The following is an 18,879-nucleotide window of genomic DNA, read 5'->3' as shown; positions in this document are numbered from 1 at the left end:
TGACCACTCCTCTCCGAGAATGTGTCTCCCAGCCCACTTCCAATTATGTTCCTGAAGAGTCTGATTGGACCTGAAAGAGTTGAGCGATTGCGGCAAGGCTGCCTGCTCTGAACACGCCGCAGCTGTAGCCGCGCCGTCAGCGGGAACGTTGCGTTGAGGCACCCGGTGTCCTGCGTCCTCTACGCATGCCTACTGTGAAGGACCAATCCCGCATCAAAGATGGGCTGGCAGCATGATGTTGGGGGGACGCGGCGGAGCCGCTTGTGCACATCAAGGACTTCCGGGTGGATTTCGAAAACACCAGGGTCATCAAGGACCTGTCCTTCGACGTACGGGCCGGGGAAACCTTCGGCTATCCTGGGCAGCAACGGGTCAGGGAAGACCACGACGCTGCGGGCGCTGCTGGGCATCTACCAGAACACCGCCGGTATCCTGCACATTGGCGGGAAGGCCCTTCGAGCCGCGGGACGGGGCACGCCTCGGGTGCCTCGGGTATCTGGCAGAGAAGCGGGGCCTGAGAGAATATTCGGCATGGACAAACTTGAGGCCGGCAAAGGCATCGGACTGGAGTCGATTTTGGTGGTCCGTGTGGAGCTAATCGAAAGCGAGCCCGAAATTTGGCGGCAACTGGAGATCCGCGACTCCCTGACTTTGGACCAGGTCCACCAGGTCCTGCAAACAGCCTCTGGCTGGGAGGACGCGCACCTGCACCGGTTCACAGCCGATTACCCCTTTGCGGCCGGTCAACGGCGAAATTCCGGAAACCCCGCAGTGGCTTCCCCAGCAGGAGTGCGAAGAACCGGACGACAGGCCCGAGGAGGCTTTCTCGCTTGACCAACTGTGGCGCTGGGTGCGGCGGGCACGGTGTTTTTATGAATACGACTTCGGCGACAGTTGGCTTCACCGGCTCGAGCTGGTGTCCCAACGTCCCGCGGATAAATGCACTCCGCCGGCCCGGCTGATCGACGGTGCCCGTCGCGGCCCGCTGGAAGACTCCGGAGGTTTTCCCGGATACGAAGACATCATGGACGCCCTGGCCGACCAGTCACATCCGGACCACGGCGAACGCTTTGAATGGGTGGCGGACATAACCGGTTCCAATGCGCCCTTCGACCCGGCCTTCCTGGACATCCCCGCCGTCAACGGGGCGCTGGCTGAGCAGTTGACCCCGGAATTCCGCGGGTAATGCTCGAACGGTGGCAGAAAACTACCCCTTCTGCGGACACTCCCCGACTGTTTCCCGAGAGCCGATAACCGACGTTCTGTAAGGCTGGTGAGTAGACGCGTGTTCTGCGCAGCTGCATAGGAGGCATTGCCATGGCAAGAACACTGCGCAGTCAGTTGCGGGTCCTGGATGGCGGGCTGGAGACGGTGAAACTCCCATGAAATAGCGGTTGGCCGGGGTGTGATGCTCCTGGTTACCGGCTCCGCTGTGCCTTACACGTGAGACCGGGTACCTGGCACGCCAGAACGTCCAGATTGTCAGCGGCAGTCGGTAACCTTTTCGGGGAAGCAAAACCGCAATCGAGTTGGGGGATAACGATGGCTGAACAAGTCGACGTGAACAAGGCCATAGAGGGCATTGGCAAGGTCTTTCGAAGTGCGTCGACGCAGCTCATCGAGCAGGTTGAAAGCGTCAAGGAAGCCGCCAAAGATACAGTCGATAAAATGGCCGTGAAGGCGCCGGACGCCTACGAGGAGGCGATAGCGGAGTACAACGCTGCCTTCGCTGCGATGAGTGACAAGGGGCTTTCGCTCCTGGGCCAGCGCGAACGGTCAGCGGACCTGATCGAGTTCGTCGAGCTGTTGGTGAACAGCATCGCCAACACCCCGAAGTCGTTCGAGACGTCCTTCGGTGAGATTGGCGACCACAAGGCCGAGTTCCTGGATGCGGAGGAGTTCGCCCGGAAGGACCTGGAAGCTGCCCAGCAGTCTGCTGCCGGCGCCGGCGCTGGGTTTGCCGCGGGAGCTGCAGTCGCGAGCGTGGCGCCGACGGCCGCGATGTGGGTCGCCACCACTTTCGGCACTGCCTCAACTGGTACCGCAATCTCCGCTCTCTCCGGAGCCGCTGCGAGCAACGCTGCTCTTGCCTGGCTCGGAGGCGGCGCGTTGGCTGCCGGAGGTGGAGGCACCGCGGCAGGCGGCGCCTTACTGGCGCTGGCTGGCCCCGTTGGATGGACCGTCGCAGGAGCCACCCTCCTCGCGTCAATCGCGCTGTTCGCCAAGAAGAAGTTCGACAATCTGGGGGCAAAGCAGGAGGCGCTTGCTGCGGTGAAGCGCAACTCCGCGTCGGTCAAGAGCGATGATGCGAAGATCGGGGACCTCCTGCAGAAGACAACCACGCTTCGTGTAGAGCTGGTGAAGTGCTACGGCGAAGCCCTGCCGTACTTTGGCGCCGATTTCCGTTCGCTCTCCGATTCCCAGCAGCAGAAACTCGGTGTCCTCGTGAACAATACGAGGTCGTGTGCAGCACTTTTAAACAGCCGAATTGAGCGGAATGCAGCTGATGAATGACATACCAAAGTTGGTCAGGAGCAACCAGGAGCAGGCGGTCGCTTCATGGGTGAACTACCTCAATCAACTCCGCATTGACGAATTGCTGAGCTCTTTCAGCCAGCAGGACGAGAACCTCTTGAACGCACTCACCAGCATCGATGAAGCTATTCGGAAGATCGATCTTGAGGTGGTCACCGCCAATCGCGGCGGACAGCACGGTATGCACGGCTTCATCGCGGAAATCGCGGAGGTGGGTATCTCCAATGCCCGGCAACAGATTCTCGGCCAGGAGTCGGTGTACCAATGGGTGAACGACAACGGACCTGTGGACCTAATCCGCAGTGGGGTGGAGATCCAGCAAAAGTTTGTCGCAGCAGGTGGCCGCTTCTCCCTTGGAGCAATTACCGAACACCTCGAGAAGTATCCCGACTTTGTGCAGAACGGCGGGAAGTACCAAGTACCCGCTGATTACTTCGAGGTGGTCAAGGAACTGTATTCCATGTCGCCTGAAGAAGCGGGAAAGCTCCTGTCGCGCAGCGGCGACGGCCCCTCCTTTAGGGATTGGCAACGAATCGATGTGTTCTTCCAAGAGGGATCGATCGGTATTGAAGCGCTCGAACCATCGACGCTCAAGTACCACGAGGTACAGAGGGGCGTTTACGAGTCAACGATGGCGGCCGAGGAAGCCTCCCTCCGTTCCACCGACCAGTCACTTCGTGACAACGCTTATCAAGAGAGCCTGCCAAACCTGCGAGAAGGAGCAAAAGCCACACTCGCAGCCGCCGTGGTTGAGGGCGGTACAGCTTTCGTGCTGGCCGTGGCCGCCAAGCGTCGTGAAGGCAAGAGGCTCAAAGAGTTCAGCGAGCAGGACTGGATCGACATCGCAGGAGAGACCGGCTTCAGCTTCGTCAAAGGCGGAGTACGCGGCCTCAGCATCTACACGCTGACGAACTTCACTGCCACATCAGCGGCCGTCGCAAGCTCCATTGTCACCGTCGCCTTCGGTATCGCAGACCAGGCGAATAAGCTCCGCTGTGGCGAGATCGACCAGCTCGAGTTCATCGAGAACTCCGAGCTCGTCGCCTTGGAAGCCGCGGTGAGCGCACTGTCGTCTTTTGTCGGCCAGGCGCTCATCCCAGTTCCAGTACTCGGCGCCGTTATCGGCAACACGGTCGGCACAATAATGTACAAGGCGGCCGCATCATCCCTCTCCAAGCGAGAGGCCGAGCTGATCGAACGCTACCTTAGCGAGCAGCGCGTGCTCAACGAGCAGCTCGCCGGCGAGTACCAGGAGCTCATAGAGAACTTGGATCGAGGCATGTCCGACTATCTCGGCTTACTCGAACGAGCCTTCTCGCCTGACGTGCAGGTCGCACTCATTGGATCAGCCGAACTCGCACGACGGCTGGATGTGCCTGCAGACGAAATTTTGGACTCCGACGAGAAGGTTCACGCCTATTTTCTCGACTAGTTTTCACGCTCGGAACAAAGGTGGTCCTGAGTCCTTGCCATTCTTGCAGTGTGGATGGACAGACGCGACGGTAGGCCCTCTAAATAAGCTGCGTGGGAGGAAGCTGCTTTGGATGCATTCCATTGGCGTGGCGGAGATATTGATAGACCGTTTCCCTGCTGATTCCGTAGTCACGGGCGAGGACGACTTTCGGGATTCCGCTGCCCGCGCGTTGGACCAGCTCGGCTGCCCGTTCCGGTGTCAGCGTCTTCTTTCTTCCCTTGTACACGCCGCGTTGCTGGGCCAAGGCGATGCCTTCCCGCTGACGCTCTCGAATGAGGGAGCGTTCGAATTCGGCGAAGGCTCCCATGACCGAGAGCATGAGGTTAGCCATGGGGGAGTCCTCACCAGTGAAGACGAGGTGCTCCTTGATGAACTCGACACGTACCCCTCGTTTCGTAAGCCCTTGAACGAGGTCACGAAGGTCATCCAGGTTGCGGGCAAGCCGGTCCATGCTGTGCACCACGACTGTGTCCCCGTCGCGGGCGAACCGAAGCAGTTCTGTCAGCTGCGGCCGCGCAGTGTCCCTGCCGGAAGCTTTGTCCGTAAAGACTCGATCGAGAACCTGCCCCTCGAGTTGGCGTTGCTCGTTCTGATCAAGGGTGCTGACCCGGACGTAACCGATACGCTGACCAACCATGACCGCCCTCCAACTCTTAGTTGCGTGGAATTGTCCAGACATCCGGGAGGAGCGTCAAGAGTCAGCTCTGCTACAAAGGGCGCGCTGAGTACCTGTGAGTATGTGAGTTGCGGCCGCGGCGGGGAACGCGCGCGCAGATGATGCATCTCATGCCATACGCAGCCCTCTACTTACATAACGTCGGCTATCGGTTTAGAAGATATTTCTCGCTTAGGCCGCTAAGTCACGAAGGGGGAGGGGCGGTAGCTTCTTGCTTGACGAGGTGCCTGTTAGCGCCAGCGGGGAGGAGGACGATGCCTCGAGCGCATTGTCTTTCTACACCGATTCCACAGTCTCGGTGAAGTGAGGCACTGAATGCCAACTACGTGAACAAAATTCCGTCTTTTCACTGACGGCTGTAAGTGCCGTCTCCATCACCGACATTAAGGTCAAGGCCTGCGCATCGGCGATCGGCCGTCTCGATGGCAAAAGGACCGTCCGTTCTTGCATCACCGTCGCTTGAACTCCGGAGGAGAGCTACAAGTCCTGTCAAGTCATCTGTACTATCCTCTGGGCGACAACCAACAGCTGCTCGCCAAGCGGGAGAATTGGCTTTGATAGTGACGGTCACAAGCGGGCTTTCTGCGCTTTCGCCCCCTGCCGCCGCTTTCTCTGCACTGCTCGTAGGCGCAAGCTGATACGCACCCCCGCCTTCTCCAATTTCTACTTTCGTTCCGGCACATGTCCCCGGGATGGCGACGAAGGTAAACGGACCGTTCTGCAAGCCGTCCGCATCGTCAGACGACAGAAGTAGGGCGTCCATTCCAACAATGTCTCCCTCGTCAGACCTGCACTTTTCCAGGGCTTTCCACGCCTCGGTACCTTGCGGAACGTTGACGAGGACATGACTGTTGAGTCCCTTATCTTCGGGGTTGCTCACTGCGTAGGCATAAAGCACGCCGCCGACGAGTATGAGGCCAGCCCCTATAGCGAGCCAGCCTCGGACAAGGCGAAAAGTTCCCCTCAACTGGGCAACAGCTGATTCTTCCAGGAGCAATCTGCGATGCCAGAGATACCTTTCGCGCTCTCGCAGCTTCACCGCGGTTTGGCCTGCCTTCTTAACAACTGCAGAGGTAGGCAAGAGGTCCACCAGCCCGCGGTACCTTTCCTCCTGGGCGCGGATTTCCGCTGAAATTTGAGGTTTACGCTCTTCAGATGCATCATCTTGTTGTCGACGTAGCTCCGCCAGAGCTTTTTCGGCGACCTGAAGTTCGACTCTGGCTTGATCCCCAATTGCTTTTAGTGCGATCGACGATTCGTTCCCGCCGGTCTCGTCGGCCATGACTTCTTTCTCGAGCTGACCGATTTTAGATATTAGTCCACTGACACTTGTAACTCCGGGACCCAAATGGGCTTCACTCTCCGGGCCGTAAAGCGTCTCCCACAGTTCGTGGGAAGCGCGTCTAGGAGCGGCGATCCATAGCCACCGCCACCACCTAGGAGCATTAGGACCATTCGAATATGGGCCTTTTTCCGTAGCACTATTGGCAGTGCCTTTCTTGGCGTCTGCTTGCGAGACAGGTTGCCCCGCGGCGTCTGCTTGCAAGACAGGTTGCCCGGCGGCGTCTGCTTGCAAGACAGGTTGCCCCGCGGCGTCTGCTTGCAAGACAGGTTGCCCCGCGGCGTCTGCTTGCAAAACAGGTTGCCCCGCGGCGTCTGTGCTCGCGGGTTTTGGAGGATCCCCAAGAGTACTTTTAAGTTCGCCCAGACTGGCGTCTTGGAGCTCAAAACCGCTGGTTGCCGCATACACCACGACAATTAATCCAACCCCTGCTATGAAAAGACCAAGGCCGGCGCCATCCCGCATGTCGACATTTTCAAGATCAGCGAAGGGAACGGAGCCAAAGATTAACAGGCCGATGGCGGCGAACACGCCCAGTATCCATCGAATAAGTCCGTCGTAGTTCTTACGGGCTCGAGCGGCTATATCCGCTGCTTCCGTGGGACGTGGTGTATCGCTGCCCGACTGGGGTTCAGTTACTGCTGCACCATTGGCCCCGAGACTTTCCAGCGTCTCCTTCAAGTTCTTCGCAGCTTCAATAGCGGATTTTATTGTTGCAGGCGTATTGTTCGACATGGGCCGCCTCCTCGGCCGCGGCGGGCACCGTCGATTACTCTGGCCGGCGGGTGCAGCTGCTTTGCCTTTCCCCCGTTGGCGGAACAGCTACAAGAAGCCCCGCGCACTCCCCGTGCTGCGGGGCTTTTCACTGCCCAAACAAAAAGCGCAATCCCCCAGGCGGGCCTGGGCGGGAAGAGCCGCGTGGTGTTCCCGCATGGGGCAGGCAAGGTTGGCCTGCCTTGAACACTCAATCTCCCGGAAGTATTGACACCTCCGCCACCTACGCTGAAAGATTTCAGCAGGTAAGGGGTATGCATGAGAACTTTAGAGGCTCCAGAGACTGATGCCGGTCTGTCGGCAACGGATACTCTCGAGACGGAACACCCGCCTTCGCTTTTCCCGGACATCCCGGAAAGACAGCCATCATTGATGGTGTTCCAGCCCTCCGACTGGCCCTGACCGCATCGCCCGCCTCTGGCCAACTGCGGGATGGACTGAACAAGATCTTTGCGCACTCAAGAGGAGCAAATCATGACGGATCAAGCGTATAGCGATTTCAAGTCGCTCGTGAATATGACCTCAAAAGAGCTCGAAAAATGGCTACAGACAGATGAGTCTCAATCCGTAGGCATTGCAAAAGGCACGTCGAGTGACAAGAAGACTGACGTGGACGGAGCCGAATCTATCGGGCATGAGTCGGGGAGGAAGATCCTGGATATCATGTCTAAGAAAGAAGGCGCCCTTACCGATGATGATCTTGCGCATATAAAGAAGGTAAATGCATACATTAAGCGGCATAAGGCTCAAAAACCAGCAAAAGAAGATATTGAACATTTTAGGTGGCGGTATTCACTCATGAACTGGGGGCATGACCCGTCGAAGGAATAGTTATTTACGGGCGTCACATCAAAAGAGTAAAATCCTTGGGGTTGTGAACTACAACTCCCACCCCAACCAGTGGGGATTGCTGGCCGCCAAGCCTCTACATTGGCACTATCTATGGTGGAGGCCGCAACTCCCACGTAGTCTGGCTGCACGCTTTTTTGGAGGATATGTGTACCAGACCAGCAACGCGGACATCACCAAAGCTTTCAACAAAAACGCCCGCATCTATGACCGGTGGATTGGACTTTTTGAGCGCTACGTCGCAGACGGAGCCCGCGTCTGGGCCATCTCCAAGGCGCAGGGGACGGTCGTCGAGATAGGTGTGGGCTCGGGCCTGAATCTCCCCCTCTACAGCCCGAAGGCCCAACATGTAACCGGAATCGAGCTTTCAGAGAAAATGCTCACCATCGCCCGCAGTCGCCTCGCGGGAAAGGGCATTGACCGCATCGAGTTACGTTATGGTGATGCGCAGATCCTGGACTTACCGTCGGAAAGCGCAGACACCTTCATCTCCACCTTCACGTTTTGCAGCATCCCCGATCCTCTGTCCGCCAGTCGTGAGGCCTACCGTGTCCTCCGCCCCGGCGGGGTCTTCGTGCTGGCAGAACACGGGTACTCCACCGGCATCCTCGGTCGTGCCATCATGCATGCCATCGAACCACTAAGCATCCTGGTCAGCGCCGAACACATAACACGCAATCCAGTCTCGTACCTGACAGGCGCGGGTTTCACCATCACCCACATTCAACGCAGTGGACCGGGCGGAATCGTCTTCCGAATGCTCGCCGCAAAGCAAGCACCTACCCAAACCACTGAGAGAGCTGAAAGTACTGACTGTTCTGCAAAGCCTGACCCGGCAGATCCAGGCACACCACAACCTGACAAAAGGCATCTTGACTTGAAACCAGAAAGATGGCTGAGGTTCGGTTGATCGGGCTGCACCAGACTCCAGCCCGATCCGACCCCTGAGTCGACACTGGCTCTCACACTCGCTGCAGCCCCTGCCCGGTGTCAGCTCGCTTGATTGCACCAAAAGCCAGCACCCAGGCTCTTGGCTTACTCCCCTGCTGCACCGAAAATTTATTTACTGGGCTAAGCAGTCAGCCGAATAGTAGTCACGGAGAGCCAAGACCTCATGTACACCAGCGCTGACCCTTCTGCGACAGACGGCGCCGCGAGTGGGGCGGATTGGTGAACGACCGGGGTGCGGCCACTTTCAGTTAGCGACCGCCCTAGGGGCTCGAGTCGGATCAGAAAAAGGAAGTTGTAGTCAGATGGGAAGCAAAACAACCCCGCAGGTCAACGGAATCAACATCGCGGCGGTAGAAGCATTTCGCGACAAAGTACAAAGGGACGCCTCGCTGGCCGACAACCAGCCGACGGTCATAGCCACTTGGGTAGGCGGATACCGATCGCGGGTGGAGTTGGACGGAAAGACCATGCACCTCGGCGGCGACGGAGACTTTAACTCCATGGAGGCGCTTCTGGGAACGCTGGCAGCGTGCGATGTCGACCTTCTCGCAATGCACGCGGCGTTGCTCGGACTAGAGGTGAAGAACCTACGCGTCGAAGCCACCGGAAACTTCAACCTTCGGGCATACTTGGGCCTTGAGGCGGCCGGTTCAGGCTACACGGGCATCTCCTACAAAATCATTCTTAACGCCCCCGATGCCACCGAGGAACAGATCCGTTCGTTACGTGAACGTATCGAACACTCCTCTCCTGTTGGTGACTCCCTCGCCCGATCCATCCCACTCAGGGTCGAGTTCAGCACGGACTAATTGGTGGGGGAAGCCTGCTTCACCCCGACCTGGCGCCGGCAGCTACTGGTAAGCGTGCATATTCGATCTCGAACTAATTGTGCTCTCTGAGGCCCGAATGGTCCGACTGGGCACACCCCAACCTGACATGGCGCCTCGGCTTGGGGTCACGAGAGACGACGGACTTGATTCTGCTGTCAACCTCGATCCCGGTTCCGGCACCCACCAACCGGGGGACAATTCTCATGGGTTATCCACCGCTACTGCTGCTAAGGGAGGTGGAAGTTAGTAGGTCGTGAACACTGCCGGCGTCTGTTGTGATAACGCGACGGATCGCGTGAGTCGTTCGAATCATTTCTTCCTGAACCCTGTCGTTCTTCGAGCCGACCAACAACATAGTTCTTGACGCGCAACAGACATCTCCTCGCCACGCGTTGATGCCTTCTTTGACAGCGATAGTTACGATAACCAGCGCCGCGCCCTGGTCGGCCCACGACCACCCAGAGTGCTGTTCAAAATCAGGCCAATCAGCAGGACAGCGGATAGATAAGCGCACAGCAGGTCTGTTTGGAATCGGCTACTGCGGTCCTGGAACCGAGTTCCCGCCCGGCACGGCGCTGAAACCACGACAGCATCGGTATGATCGCTAGACTCAAAGCTGCAATAACGATGCCGGGTGTTGTGTGCTGAGCCTCGACTTCGTTAGTGAGCGATGCGGCGGTGGTCCACGGTCACGAATGCGGCAAGTGCCATGAAGGAGACGGATATAATCCGCGAAGTCAGGCGTTCACGCCTCTCCGGATCCTTCACGGAGAACTGCCAGGACAACGCTAGTGCGGACATAACTTCAATAACCGAACTCAGTCCAAAGCCGATCAGCGCAGGCGAATCTGCAATTTCTCCGGCCCAAAGGGCCACAACAGCCTCAACGACGTTACAGGCACTGGTCGATGTGGCTGCTGACCGTTTATCGGACAGTCCCGCTGACGGGTTTGTTCCAGAGCATTGTCAAGGCATAGGAGTTCTATTTGTAGGGTTCGGGTGCGCCCCGGGTTTCGAGGTAGTGCAGAATCGCGCGGGCCGTTTCCTGCGGAGCACTGACGTGGGGGCAGTGCCCGGTGGCCTGAAGCTGCACCAGGGTGCTGTGTTCCAGATTGTTGTGCAGGTAGGCGCCGACTTCCGGTGGTGCAAGCCGATCGTCGGAGCACTGCAGAATCAGGCAGCTGGTGCGCACTTTTTTAAGTTCAGGGCGGGTGTCGGAGAAGAAGGTTACCTCGGCGAAGTGGCGTGCAATGGCCGGATCTGTCCGGCAGAAGCTGGCACGCAGGTCCTCCGCTAATTCCGGTTCCTGCGGGTTGCCCATAACTATGGGCGCCAGGGCCGCGGCCCAGGCGAAGTAGTTGCTGTCCAGAGATGCCAGCAGGCCCACGATGTCTTCCCGTGAGAACCCGCCCACGTACCCGTCGTATGGGTCATCCGTATGACGGGGTGAAGGAGCAAGCAGGACCAGGTCAGAGAATCGGCTAGGGTCCTTCACTGCTGCGATCACGGCGATCATCGTGCTGACACTGTGCCCCACCAGGATGACGTCCTCAAGTTCAAAGGCGGCGCAAATCTCCAGCAGGTCCGAAGCGTAGCCATCCAGGGACCCGTACTTCTCCCAGTCATATGCGCTGATGTCGGAGTGTCCCGCGCCGACGTGATCAAAGAGCACCAGCCGGAAGTCATCAACGAAATAGGGCAGCAGCTTCCGCCACATGGCCTGATCGCAACCAAATCCGTGGGCGAACATCATCACAGGCCCATCGTCCCGGCCGAGTATGGTGACATTGTTCCGGCGGTCAATCACCGCAGCAACTGCTTCCATTACGTTCTCACTGACCCTCGCGTACGGTGGCGTCCTGTCTCAGACTATCCACGGGAAATAGAGAATCCTAGGCATCCTCACACTATGACCTTCACCGCGACCTCGATTCAGCGCCTTTCATGCGACGCGGCCTACCCGAGCCCTCCCGACAGGGACCATGATGACGATCAGAGCGATGTCCGCTCGTCACCGCCTCTCGCATTCAGTCAGCGCTTGGAGAATGCTGCGTGATTAGCAACCCCAATTAGACAATGCCGATCATGGAGATTTCGTCAGGTAGCGATCGGGTTATGCCTGAGGCAGCAGAAATTCCTAGCGGGGGCCGCTACACGCGCCCGCCCGTCAACGTCTTCTCAGAGGTCGCCGCGCCGTAGAGTCGCATTGGACATGGGTGACGGGCAGGGGGGCAACTTGCGGGCGCCGGTCTGCCGTCCTCATCTGGTGCAGGACATGCGAGGCGACAATCTGCGTTGGCATCAGAATAGCGCGACCTTCCGTCTTATCGACAGTGGCTGAGATGTTCTCAGATTTCATTCTGACAGTGGGAGGAGCGCGAAACCCGGGCGCGATAGCTCGAGAATCATCGAAATAACCCGACGGATCTGGATTGATAAAAATCCCTTGGAGCAATGGCTGGCGATGACACCTCTTCGACTCCCCGGGTGTCCAGAAACAGACTTGAGCTCCGTCGATAGGCCGAATCCTCCTTGGTCAGCCGCCGACGTCAGGTTGGGGTGTAGCTGTACCTGATCACGCTAGCGGAATCAGAGGACACAGGGGAGCGTCCAATACGCCGTTAAGTGCATCCAGGCGGAGGGGTCATTCCCTACCAGCTAATGCCAAGCTGCCGGCCCCAGCCTGAGTATAGGGAGCGTCCATGCCAATGCCAGTCGTCGGGGGCCGTTGTTCCCTTTCGGGATCTGTTTTGTCGGCTGCTTCCTTTTACGTGATGCTTTAAGTGGCTTCTCTTAGTCCTTGTTGGGGTGTAACAGTAATTTCTTCGCCCCGGGAGAAGCTGCTGGGGGTGGGGCTGGCTCTGGTCTCAGCACGTCATGAGCCAGCGCCCACTACGCCGTGGTGCTGTCCGTACAGTTCTAAACCTGCCCTGGGCTGGCACCTTTTCTGACGAATGAAAGGCTCCGCCCAGGTTTCCCGGCGGAGCCGTTCGTTCTCTATATATCTACTTGACCGCGTTGTGGGCGTTCACCCGGCCGTGTGCCCAGTAGGTCTCATGGCCGGCCTTCTTGTCGGCGGTGGATTCCACCTTTCCTCTGACCGCGGTCTGGGTGGCAGCAGGATTGGTGCTCCAGACCAGCGCGGCAACCGCTGCGACGATCGGTGCGGACATCGAGGTGCCGTTGCCGATGTCATAACTCAAAGACCGGTTGTATTGCCCGGCCAGGGCGAAGTCGTGGTTCGGGAACGTTGAGTAGACGGCGGCTCCGGGTGCTGCGATGTCAACCCAGCTGGACCCGTATGTTGAGAAGGAGGCTTTGGCGTCGTTGTTGTCGGTGGCGCCGACGGCGATGACGTTGGTGTAGCCGGCCGGGTAGATCTTGGTCTGGTTACCGCCGTTGCCGGCAGCGGCGACGAGCACCACGCCCTTGTTCCATGCGTTGTTGACGGCAGTTTCTAGGGTGCGTGAGGACCGCACGCCGAGGCTCATGTTGATGACCTTCGCGCCGTTATTGACCGCCCAGTTGATGCCGTCGGCAAGGCCGGAGCTGGATCCGACCCCGCTGTCATTGAGGACTTTGCCGGCCAGGATCGTGCACCCCGGGCAGGTGCCGGCCACGCCGGTGGTGTTGTGGGTGGCGGCTACGATGCCGGATACGTGGGTTCCATGACCGTAGTAGTCCTGGGCGAGCGGGTCACCGGTCTTCGTTGCCGAACTGCTGAAGTTCGCGCGTGCCACAACCTTTGATGAAATGTCCTCATGGTCGCTGTCCACGCCGGAATCGAGAACGGCGACTCTAATGCCGCTGCCGGACGTGACGGCCCAGGCGTCGGGAGCGTCAACATCCGCGTCGGCCGTGCCTTCGGCTACGGTGATATCGCCCTTGGTGTTGGTGAATGATTGTCCAACGTTTTCCAGGGCGTACTGGCGGCCGAAGTGTGTGTCGTCTGTTGCGGGAGTTACCACTTCGTCCGGTTCGGCGTATTCAACTGCCGGGTTCCGGTTCAAAGCTTCGATGAGCTGGAGCTCTTTTCCTGCCGGCACCGTGATGAGGTGAGCGCCTGTGCTCCCGATCCCTGGCCCTTCTTTAAGGCCATGCTGGCGGAGCACCCCTGCTGCTGCTCTGCCGTCGCGGAACTTCACCATGATCTGGCCCTGTACGTGTGAATCCGACGGTGCTGCGTTGGCAGGGACGGCGAAGGTAATTGCGGCTGCAGTCAGCATCGCCGCCATTGAACTGGCAAAGAACTCTTTTTTCATGATCTGGCTCCCTACGTGGATATAAAGGGCTTCATCGGGAATCCGTCACCGTCGATGTCTTAATAACAGGGCGTCGTCCGGTCCCATCCCGCATCTGGGGCCGGACATGAGGCGGCATCGGATGCAAGGCTGTGGCTGTCTGAAGTTGTGTGCATCTCGTTAAGGGCTAGCTTCCCCCGCAGGTTCCACAATGTCGATACTGTCTTTCCTCTTCTTGCAGAAGCTCCACATCAGATTTTTGGCGCTGATTTCCGGCGGGCTTCCTCCAGCTCACGCGAAGCTGGCGGCGTTTCCGCCGCGCCACGATTTTTTTCGGCGGTGCAACGGGAGGGCGTTAAGGCCTTGGTGCAGGCGGGAGCGTCTAGCCGCACCCCTATCGCCGACTTTGGACCTCGTAGACCCGAAGCGGCCGGGCCGGCTCCATAGGAAGGAACCAACCCGGTCGTTGTCGTGCGTTACTGCGTCAGCGGATTTCGATGTCCAGGGTCGCGGCCGGAGCGGCTGCCGGTGTTGCGGACCGGAACGTGGACCACCACGTCGTTGCCGGCCGGCACGGACTGCGGCGCGTGTGGGGCGGACAGTTCGAACGTCGTGTAGCCCAGTCCGTAGCCGAACGGCAGGGCGGGAGCGGCGCCCCCTTCGGCCTGCTGCTTGAGCCAGGCGCGGTAGCCCACGTGGATTCCCTTCGGAGTAGGCCACCTTGCCATCGACCGGCGTGGTGTTCAGGACCGGAACATCGTCGAGGGGTGCGGGCCAGGTGGTGGGCGGGCGGCCGCCCGATTCCTCGGCACCAAGCAGGATGTCCGCGATGGTACGGCCGAATTCCTGGCCGCCGAACCAGCCGAGCAGGACCGCTCCCACCTTGTCCAGCCAAGGCATCAGGACAGGCGAGCCGTTGTTCACCACAACAACGGTGCGCGGGTTGACGGCGGCGACGGCCACCACCAGCTGGCGGCCTTGCGGCTTCCACGGCGGCGTCGATCTCGGCCTGCGGGTCCGCGACCACGGTTTCCTCGCCCAGGAGGATGGCGGTGAATGGGATGATTTGCTGCTTTGGCAGCTGGTGCACGGCTTCCATCCGGACCGCTTCACCGGCTGCGGTTTCCACAGCGTGGACGGTCTTGGGCGGGTCGAAGAGGGCGGCGCCGAGGACTTCGGTATCGTTTTCGATCTCGGCGTTGAACACCTCGTCGCCGTTGAGTGACAGCCGGATCTAGCCCACGGTGCCCGCGCCCAGGTGGTGGACGACGGCCGTCGGGGCCGTCCAGTCAGCTTCCATGCGGATGGCGGCAGCACCGCCCGGAATGCCGACGCCGAACCAGATCAGGTGCGACGCCGGCCGGTCCTCACCGGAGATTTCCGAGCCGTCCTCGCAAGGAAAGTCACCCGCATGCCCGGAACGTTAGAGGCCGGGTTGTGCAGGGAGGTGCGGGGGAAGGCCTGCAGCCCCTCTGCAACCTCGGCGCCGCAAGCATAGCTCACGTTCACGCTCTCGGGTAGTGCTTCGCGCAGGCCCTCGAGCGGCGAAACTGTGTACTTGGGCATTACGGTGGCGCTGCCACCGCCCTGGGTGCGGGCTTCCTCGGCGTTGTGCCCGCTGACCGCAACGCTGGTCAGCGACGCCGGGTCCAGCGGGAGCAGCCCGTCCCGGTTGCGGACCAGGACGGGAGTGGCTGCCGAAGCGGGCCCCGGCGCCAGGATGCCCAGCCCAACGGCCGCCAGGAGCGCGGTGAGCCAGAGTAGGAGTTTTTCATTGGGGTGCCATCCAGGGAGGTGGTGCGGCTGGATAGCCAAGATTAGGGAGTGTCCGGCGCCCAAAACGAGGGTTGTTGCCGCTTCGGGGCGGAACCGTAAAGAAGGACTCGCCCGGATTGCGTGCCCGTACATCGCAGGGCGTCCGGACGCCATTTTAATCGGTTCGTGCCGTTTCTGGACCCCGTCGTAATGCGTGGTAAATGGCGCCAGGACGAAGAGGCCCCTGGACGGACCTTCCACCCAGGAGGGTCAGCGTCCCAGGAACCTTCTTGTGGTTAACTCGGTCTCATGTCGGTCGCGTCCCGGTCCGCCAGCCATGCCGGGTGGCCAGGACGTTCAGGTGTCGGGCGTGCAGTGGTCGCTGATGAGTCCTGTGGCAGCACACTCGCGGGCTGTCCGGATGCCCTCAACCGCCGATTCTTTATCCGGATAACGTGCGGATTCGGCTATGACGGTGCCGTCTGAGGTCTTGAGTCTGAAGGCGTAGAAGTTCTGGTCGGTGTTGTAGAGCTCAAATGTTCCGGTCATGGTTCCCCCTCATCCCGCCTGAGGCCACAGGGCCTTGGGCGTGCAACTGCTTCGGAAGCGCTTCGTTGCGCTCCGGCCCCCAGCCGCCCGGTACACACACCGTACCGGAGAAATCGCTTACTCGCGAGTGTGACTCAATTCAAATGCACTTTTCACCGCCTAAATTGGTCCTTGGCCAGGCAAAGGTCTCCCGTGACACCGGTGTGGGGCAGCGGTTAGGGTCCCGACTGTGACGGCCTCGGCAGTTGATGTGCTGTGCTTAATGCGTTGACCGGGGGCTCGTGGTCCTGTACAAACCCTATTGCTGGTCGCCGTCGAGGCAGCGGAGGCTTTCGAGGCGCCGCCTGGCCAGTTGGATGTCGGTGGAACTGACCATTTCCGCGGCGCCGGCACCTTTCGGTGAGCGTCCGAGTTCGCCGGTTCTGAGCATGCCCAGCACCTGATTGATGTCGACGTTCAGCGCTTTGGAGGCCTGCTCAACGGTGAGATACCGGTCGTATCGGCGCATGTGTCTCTCTTCCGGGGTTTCGGGCGGGTCAGGCAATGTCGGTGTCTGCTGCCAAACTTGATGATGCCAGCGCAGGTCCGCTGGGTTATCAGGACTGGCTGGTCCCGGTGGGGAAGGCGTCGTCCTGGTAGGGGCTTTCAACCTGGAAGCCGCAGCGACAGCGCAGCACCCGGGTGGTCAGGTAGACGGCCAGGGCGGCGGCTTGCGGTCATCGCCGGAAGTGGTGCGGATGGCGCGTACCTCAGCCCCGGCAGTTGCCATGGGCTGGCCGCAGTGAATGTAGTGGCCTCCTAGGGCCAGGACATCCGCGAAGCTCCTTCCCTGCCGGTTCAAAATACGGGCCACCTCGGTGATGTCTGCCGGCCGTGTGCACGGCAAGCCGCAGCGGGTACGCGTGAAGGAAACCTCCACGCAGGACCCTTCGCCGGAGATGGCGTCGATGGACGAGATCTCAAGAGCCTCATCCTGTTGACAGCGCCGGCAGCGCAAGGGATCGGGCCGGAGGGGGAAGGGGACGCTCCGGCTGCCGGAATCGACAGGCATCATCCACCTCCCGGGCGGCTGCTGAGCGTGGAGCCGGCAAAATAGGAGTAGTGGGTTCGGTCGGGGATTGTCTGGACTGCGATGAGGCCACGGTGCGCTCTTTCGCTACTGCATCGATGCCACCGTCAGGCTACAGCGGCTACCCGGCCGGTCTGTGCAGAAAAGCGGCGGGGGAGGGGCGTGACGCCCGTCACCGTCGAATTTACAGGGGCCTGGGGTTGATGTACAGCGAATGGACCAGTGAGGCTGCGAGTCGCGTATGCTAATCCACCCCGGGCCCATGGGACGGACGGTCCTTGCCCATGTTGGCCGGCTGTCCGCCGCGATCCAGCAAGTCCTTATGGGCGTCAGGATTAGCGTGGAGACGAAGGTCCCCGTCATGACCGGCGGCTACGACCGTCCGGTCATCCACCATGAAGGACAGTCGGCCGAACATTCGAACTTCACGCACGGTCTGAGATGAGGTCAGCAAGTCCCGGACTTGTTCGCGGCGGACTCCGGCGCCGGTCATGACACTCCTGCCCGCCGCACAGGAGATAGTGCTTGGAACCCGTCATAGCTCCCGAGCAGGCAGTGACACTCACGTTGCCTCATCGATTGATACTGTCAGTCTGCCCGGGCTCGGCGACGGCACTGTCTGCTCCGGGTGCTCAGGCCCGCCATGGTGTTAGCCGCGGCCACCACCCCGGATCGTTACGACTGTAGTCAAGGTACTGCTGGCCGTAGGTACGGGTCAGGCTGGGTTCTTCGTAGCCTTTCACGAACGTGACGACGGCCGCAAGTGCGATCATGGCGTGAAGCACGAGCCGCGAACTCCCGAAAAGCAGGGCCGGCTGAGCGACCAAGCCCTTTGCTGCCTGCCGACGCCTGTGCTGGCGCAGCCTGCCCCGCATGCCCGGCGTCCCATTGCAAAGTACGCTTACCAAGTGGCTCTAAAGGCAGTGATAACACTTGAAGACGACATTGACGGGTCCGAAGCGGTCGAGACCATCACCTTCGCTTTGGACGGGGACGATTACGAGATTGATCTCAGCGCGGCGAACGCGGGCGGACTGCGGGAGGCGATGAAGCCGTACGTATCCGCCGCACGTAAGACGACCGGGCGCAGGCGCAAAACCGGGCAAAACGCGACAAAGCCCTTCTCCTTCCTGATCTGACTCCTCAGCCCCGTCCTCTGCGAGTCGTTCGCCGATTCCTGGCAAGGGACAGACGGGGGGTTCAGGATCTCCTGCCGTCGCGCCCACCCATCATGCAAGAAAGCGTGATTTCCCTGTCCCTGCCCCTGGGCAGGGGCAGGGACAGGGAAATCAGGTGTTAGGAGATCCTCCGCTTGCGGAGCAGAACGAGCCCGGCGCCCAGCAGCAGCAGGGCGAACGGTACGAGTGAGATGTCCGCGCCGGTGTTGGCCAAGGCGCTGCCATTACCGGTGGTGCTGCGGTAAGAAGAGTCGGTGGTGATCACGCCGCCGACCGTGGTGGAACCGGCAGCTGCCACGAAGGTTCCGCCGTTACCGGAGGTGCCGGTGACCGTCGTGTCATCAACGGTTCCATTGCCGTCAGTACCGCCGTTATCCGTGCCCGGGTTGCCGCCGGTGCCGGGATCAACGCTGCCGTTGCCGCCGGTGCCGGGATCAACGCTGCCGTTGCCGCCGGTGCCGGGATCAACGCTGCCGTTGCCGCCGGTGCCGGGATCAACGCTGCCGTTGCCGCCCCCGATACCGAGGTCAATACCCAGATCGATGCCGGCGTCAACTCCGCCGTTACCGCCAGTGCCCAGGTCAACGCCAAGGTCAACACCTGCATCTACTTCGCCGGTGGTGCCGTCGGTGCCGTTGCCGCTCAGGTCCAGGTCA

General features: G+C 60.2%; 19 protein-coding genes and 4 pseudogenes. 10 read left to right on the top strand and 13 right to left on the bottom strand.

Features of this window, described 5'->3' with window-relative positions; all coding sequences use genetic code 11:
* Positions 1 to 284 precede the first annotated feature (284 nt).
* The 5 genes and pseudogenes from FDW83_RS18085 to FDW83_RS18070 form a co-directional block, all read left to right on the top strand.
* Positions 285 to 517, top strand: a pseudogene (locus FDW83_RS18085) (ATP-binding cassette domain-containing protein); the annotation flags it as partial.
* Between the two features lie 14 nt (positions 518 to 531).
* Positions 532 to 834 carry a plasmid pRiA4b ORF-3 family protein gene (locus FDW83_RS19685; protein WP_255469953.1) on the top strand — a complete coding sequence of 101 codons (303 nt, stop codon included), beginning with the start codon at positions 532 to 534 and terminating at the stop codon, positions 832 to 834.
* Entirely contained in the window at positions 734 to 1,186 is a 453-nt protein-coding gene (locus tag FDW83_RS18080) for a plasmid pRiA4b ORF-3 family protein (protein ID WP_255469952.1), read from the top strand. The genes FDW83_RS19685 and FDW83_RS18080 overlap by 101 nt, the downstream gene beginning before the upstream one ends.
* 356 nt (positions 1,187 to 1,542) lie before the next feature.
* Positions 1,543 to 2,514 carry a hypothetical protein gene (locus FDW83_RS18075; RefSeq protein WP_205754698.1) on the top strand — a complete coding sequence of 324 codons (972 nt, stop codon included), beginning with the start codon at positions 1,543 to 1,545 and terminating at the stop codon, positions 2,512 to 2,514.
* Positions 2,489 to 3,967: a hypothetical protein gene (locus FDW83_RS18070; RefSeq protein WP_205754697.1), complete on the top strand. Its 1,479-nt coding sequence runs from the start codon at positions 2,489 to 2,491 to the stop codon at positions 3,965 to 3,967. The genes FDW83_RS18075 and FDW83_RS18070 overlap by 26 nt, the downstream gene beginning before the upstream one ends.
* A 79-nt stretch (positions 3,968 to 4,046) precedes the next feature.
* On the opposite strand, the gene FDW83_RS18065 is transcribed toward FDW83_RS18070, so the two are convergent.
* Both FDW83_RS18065 and FDW83_RS18060 read right to left on the bottom strand, forming a co-directional pair.
* Positions 4,047 to 4,646 (bottom strand): recombinase family protein, encoded by a 600-nt coding sequence (locus FDW83_RS18065; RefSeq protein ID WP_138139463.1) that lies wholly within the window; start codon positions 4,644 to 4,646, stop codon positions 4,047 to 4,049.
* Between the two features lie 385 nt (positions 4,647 to 5,031).
* A complete protein-coding gene (locus FDW83_RS18060) occupies positions 5,032 to 6,762 on the bottom strand; it encodes a hypothetical protein (protein ID WP_138139462.1) in 1,731 nt (576 codons plus the stop codon).
* Positions 6,763 to 7,275: 513 nt separating this feature from the next.
* Between FDW83_RS18060 and FDW83_RS18055 the strand changes: the two genes are divergently transcribed.
* The 3 genes from FDW83_RS18055 to FDW83_RS18045 all read left to right on the top strand — a co-directional run bounded on the left by FDW83_RS18055 (position 7,276) and on the right by FDW83_RS18045 (position 9,410).
* On the top strand, positions 7,276 to 7,632 hold the full coding sequence (locus FDW83_RS18055) for a DUF3140 domain-containing protein (RefSeq protein ID WP_138139460.1): 357 nt from the start codon (positions 7,276 to 7,278) through the stop codon (positions 7,630 to 7,632).
* A 43-nt stretch (positions 7,633 to 7,675) separates the two neighbouring features.
* Positions 7,676 to 8,560: a class I SAM-dependent methyltransferase gene (locus FDW83_RS18050; protein WP_205754696.1), complete on the top strand. Its 885-nt coding sequence runs from the start codon at positions 7,676 to 7,678 to the stop codon at positions 8,558 to 8,560.
* A gap of 343 nt (positions 8,561 to 8,903) precedes the next feature.
* Entirely contained in the window at positions 8,904 to 9,410 is a 507-nt protein-coding gene (locus FDW83_RS18045) for an OsmC family protein (RefSeq protein WP_138139458.1), read from the top strand.
* Positions 9,411 to 9,639: 229 nt separating this feature from the next.
* Here FDW83_RS18045 and FDW83_RS19615 read toward each other — a convergent pair.
* The 5 genes and pseudogenes from FDW83_RS19615 to FDW83_RS19605 form a co-directional block, all read right to left on the bottom strand.
* Positions 9,640 to 10,367, bottom strand: a pseudogene (locus FDW83_RS19615) (cation transporter).
* Between the two features lie 46 nt (positions 10,368 to 10,413).
* A complete protein-coding gene (locus FDW83_RS18035; protein ID WP_138139457.1) occupies positions 10,414 to 11,256 on the bottom strand; it encodes an alpha/beta fold hydrolase in 843 nt (280 codons plus the stop codon).
* Between the two features lie 1,180 nt (positions 11,257 to 12,436).
* Positions 12,437 to 13,693: a S8 family peptidase gene (locus FDW83_RS18030; protein ID WP_138139456.1), complete on the bottom strand. Its 1,257-nt coding sequence runs from the start codon at positions 13,691 to 13,693 to the stop codon at positions 12,437 to 12,439.
* Positions 13,694 to 14,148: 455 nt separating this feature from the next.
* On the bottom strand, positions 14,149 to 14,367 hold the full coding sequence (locus tag FDW83_RS19610; protein ID WP_240721050.1) for a hypothetical protein: 219 nt from the start codon (positions 14,365 to 14,367) through the stop codon (positions 14,149 to 14,151).
* A gap of 67 nt (positions 14,368 to 14,434) precedes the next feature.
* Positions 14,435 to 14,635, bottom strand: a pseudogene (locus FDW83_RS19605) (glycoside hydrolase family 3 C-terminal domain-containing protein); the annotation flags it as partial.
* Between FDW83_RS19605 and FDW83_RS19600 the strand changes: the two are divergent.
* Positions 14,589 to 14,897: a hypothetical protein gene (locus tag FDW83_RS19600; protein ID WP_240721049.1), complete on the top strand. Its 309-nt coding sequence runs from the start codon at positions 14,589 to 14,591 to the stop codon at positions 14,895 to 14,897. The pseudogene FDW83_RS19605 and the gene FDW83_RS19600 overlap by 47 nt on opposite strands.
* Before the next feature lie 119 nt (positions 14,898 to 15,016).
* Here the strand turns inward: FDW83_RS19600 and FDW83_RS19595 are convergent, their stop codons facing one another.
* From FDW83_RS19595 to FDW83_RS18005, 5 genes are all read right to left on the bottom strand, one after another.
* A complete protein-coding gene (locus tag FDW83_RS19595) occupies positions 15,017 to 15,487 on the bottom strand; it encodes a glycoside hydrolase family 3 C-terminal domain-containing protein (protein WP_240721044.1) in 471 nt (156 codons plus the stop codon).
* A gap of 297 nt (positions 15,488 to 15,784) precedes the next feature.
* On the bottom strand, positions 15,785 to 15,976 hold the full coding sequence (locus FDW83_RS18020) for a YegP family protein (protein WP_138139455.1): 192 nt from the start codon (positions 15,974 to 15,976) through the stop codon (positions 15,785 to 15,787).
* 298 nt (positions 15,977 to 16,274) lie between these two features.
* Entirely contained in the window at positions 16,275 to 16,484 is a 210-nt protein-coding gene (locus FDW83_RS18015; RefSeq protein WP_138139454.1) for a hypothetical protein, read from the bottom strand.
* An 805-nt stretch (positions 16,485 to 17,289) separates the two neighbouring features.
* Entirely contained in the window at positions 17,290 to 17,538 is a 249-nt protein-coding gene (locus FDW83_RS18010; protein WP_138139452.1) for a TfoX/Sxy family protein, read from the bottom strand.
* Positions 17,539 to 17,677: 139 nt separating this feature from the next.
* On the bottom strand, positions 17,678 to 17,818 hold the full coding sequence (locus FDW83_RS18005) for a hypothetical protein (protein ID WP_240721043.1): 141 nt from the start codon (positions 17,816 to 17,818) through the stop codon (positions 17,678 to 17,680).
* Positions 17,819 to 17,821: 3 nt separating this feature from the next.
* Between FDW83_RS18005 and FDW83_RS19590 the strand changes: the two genes are divergently transcribed.
* Positions 17,822 to 18,184: an Lsr2 family protein gene (locus tag FDW83_RS19590; RefSeq protein ID WP_240721042.1), complete on the top strand. Its 363-nt coding sequence runs from the start codon at positions 17,822 to 17,824 to the stop codon at positions 18,182 to 18,184.
* A gap of 157 nt (positions 18,185 to 18,341) precedes the next feature.
* On the opposite strand, the pseudogene FDW83_RS19255 reads toward FDW83_RS19590, so the two are convergent.
* Positions 18,342 to 18,879, bottom strand: a pseudogene (locus FDW83_RS19255) (hypothetical protein); the annotation flags it as partial.

Origin of the sequence: Pseudarthrobacter sp. NamE2 (assembly GCF_005796205.1) — a bacterium.
Taxonomy (GTDB): domain Bacteria; phylum Actinomycetota; class Actinomycetes; order Actinomycetales; family Micrococcaceae; genus Arthrobacter.
The sequence above is the reverse complement of the archived record's forward strand: the minus strand, read 5'-3'. Positions and strand labels throughout refer to the sequence as shown.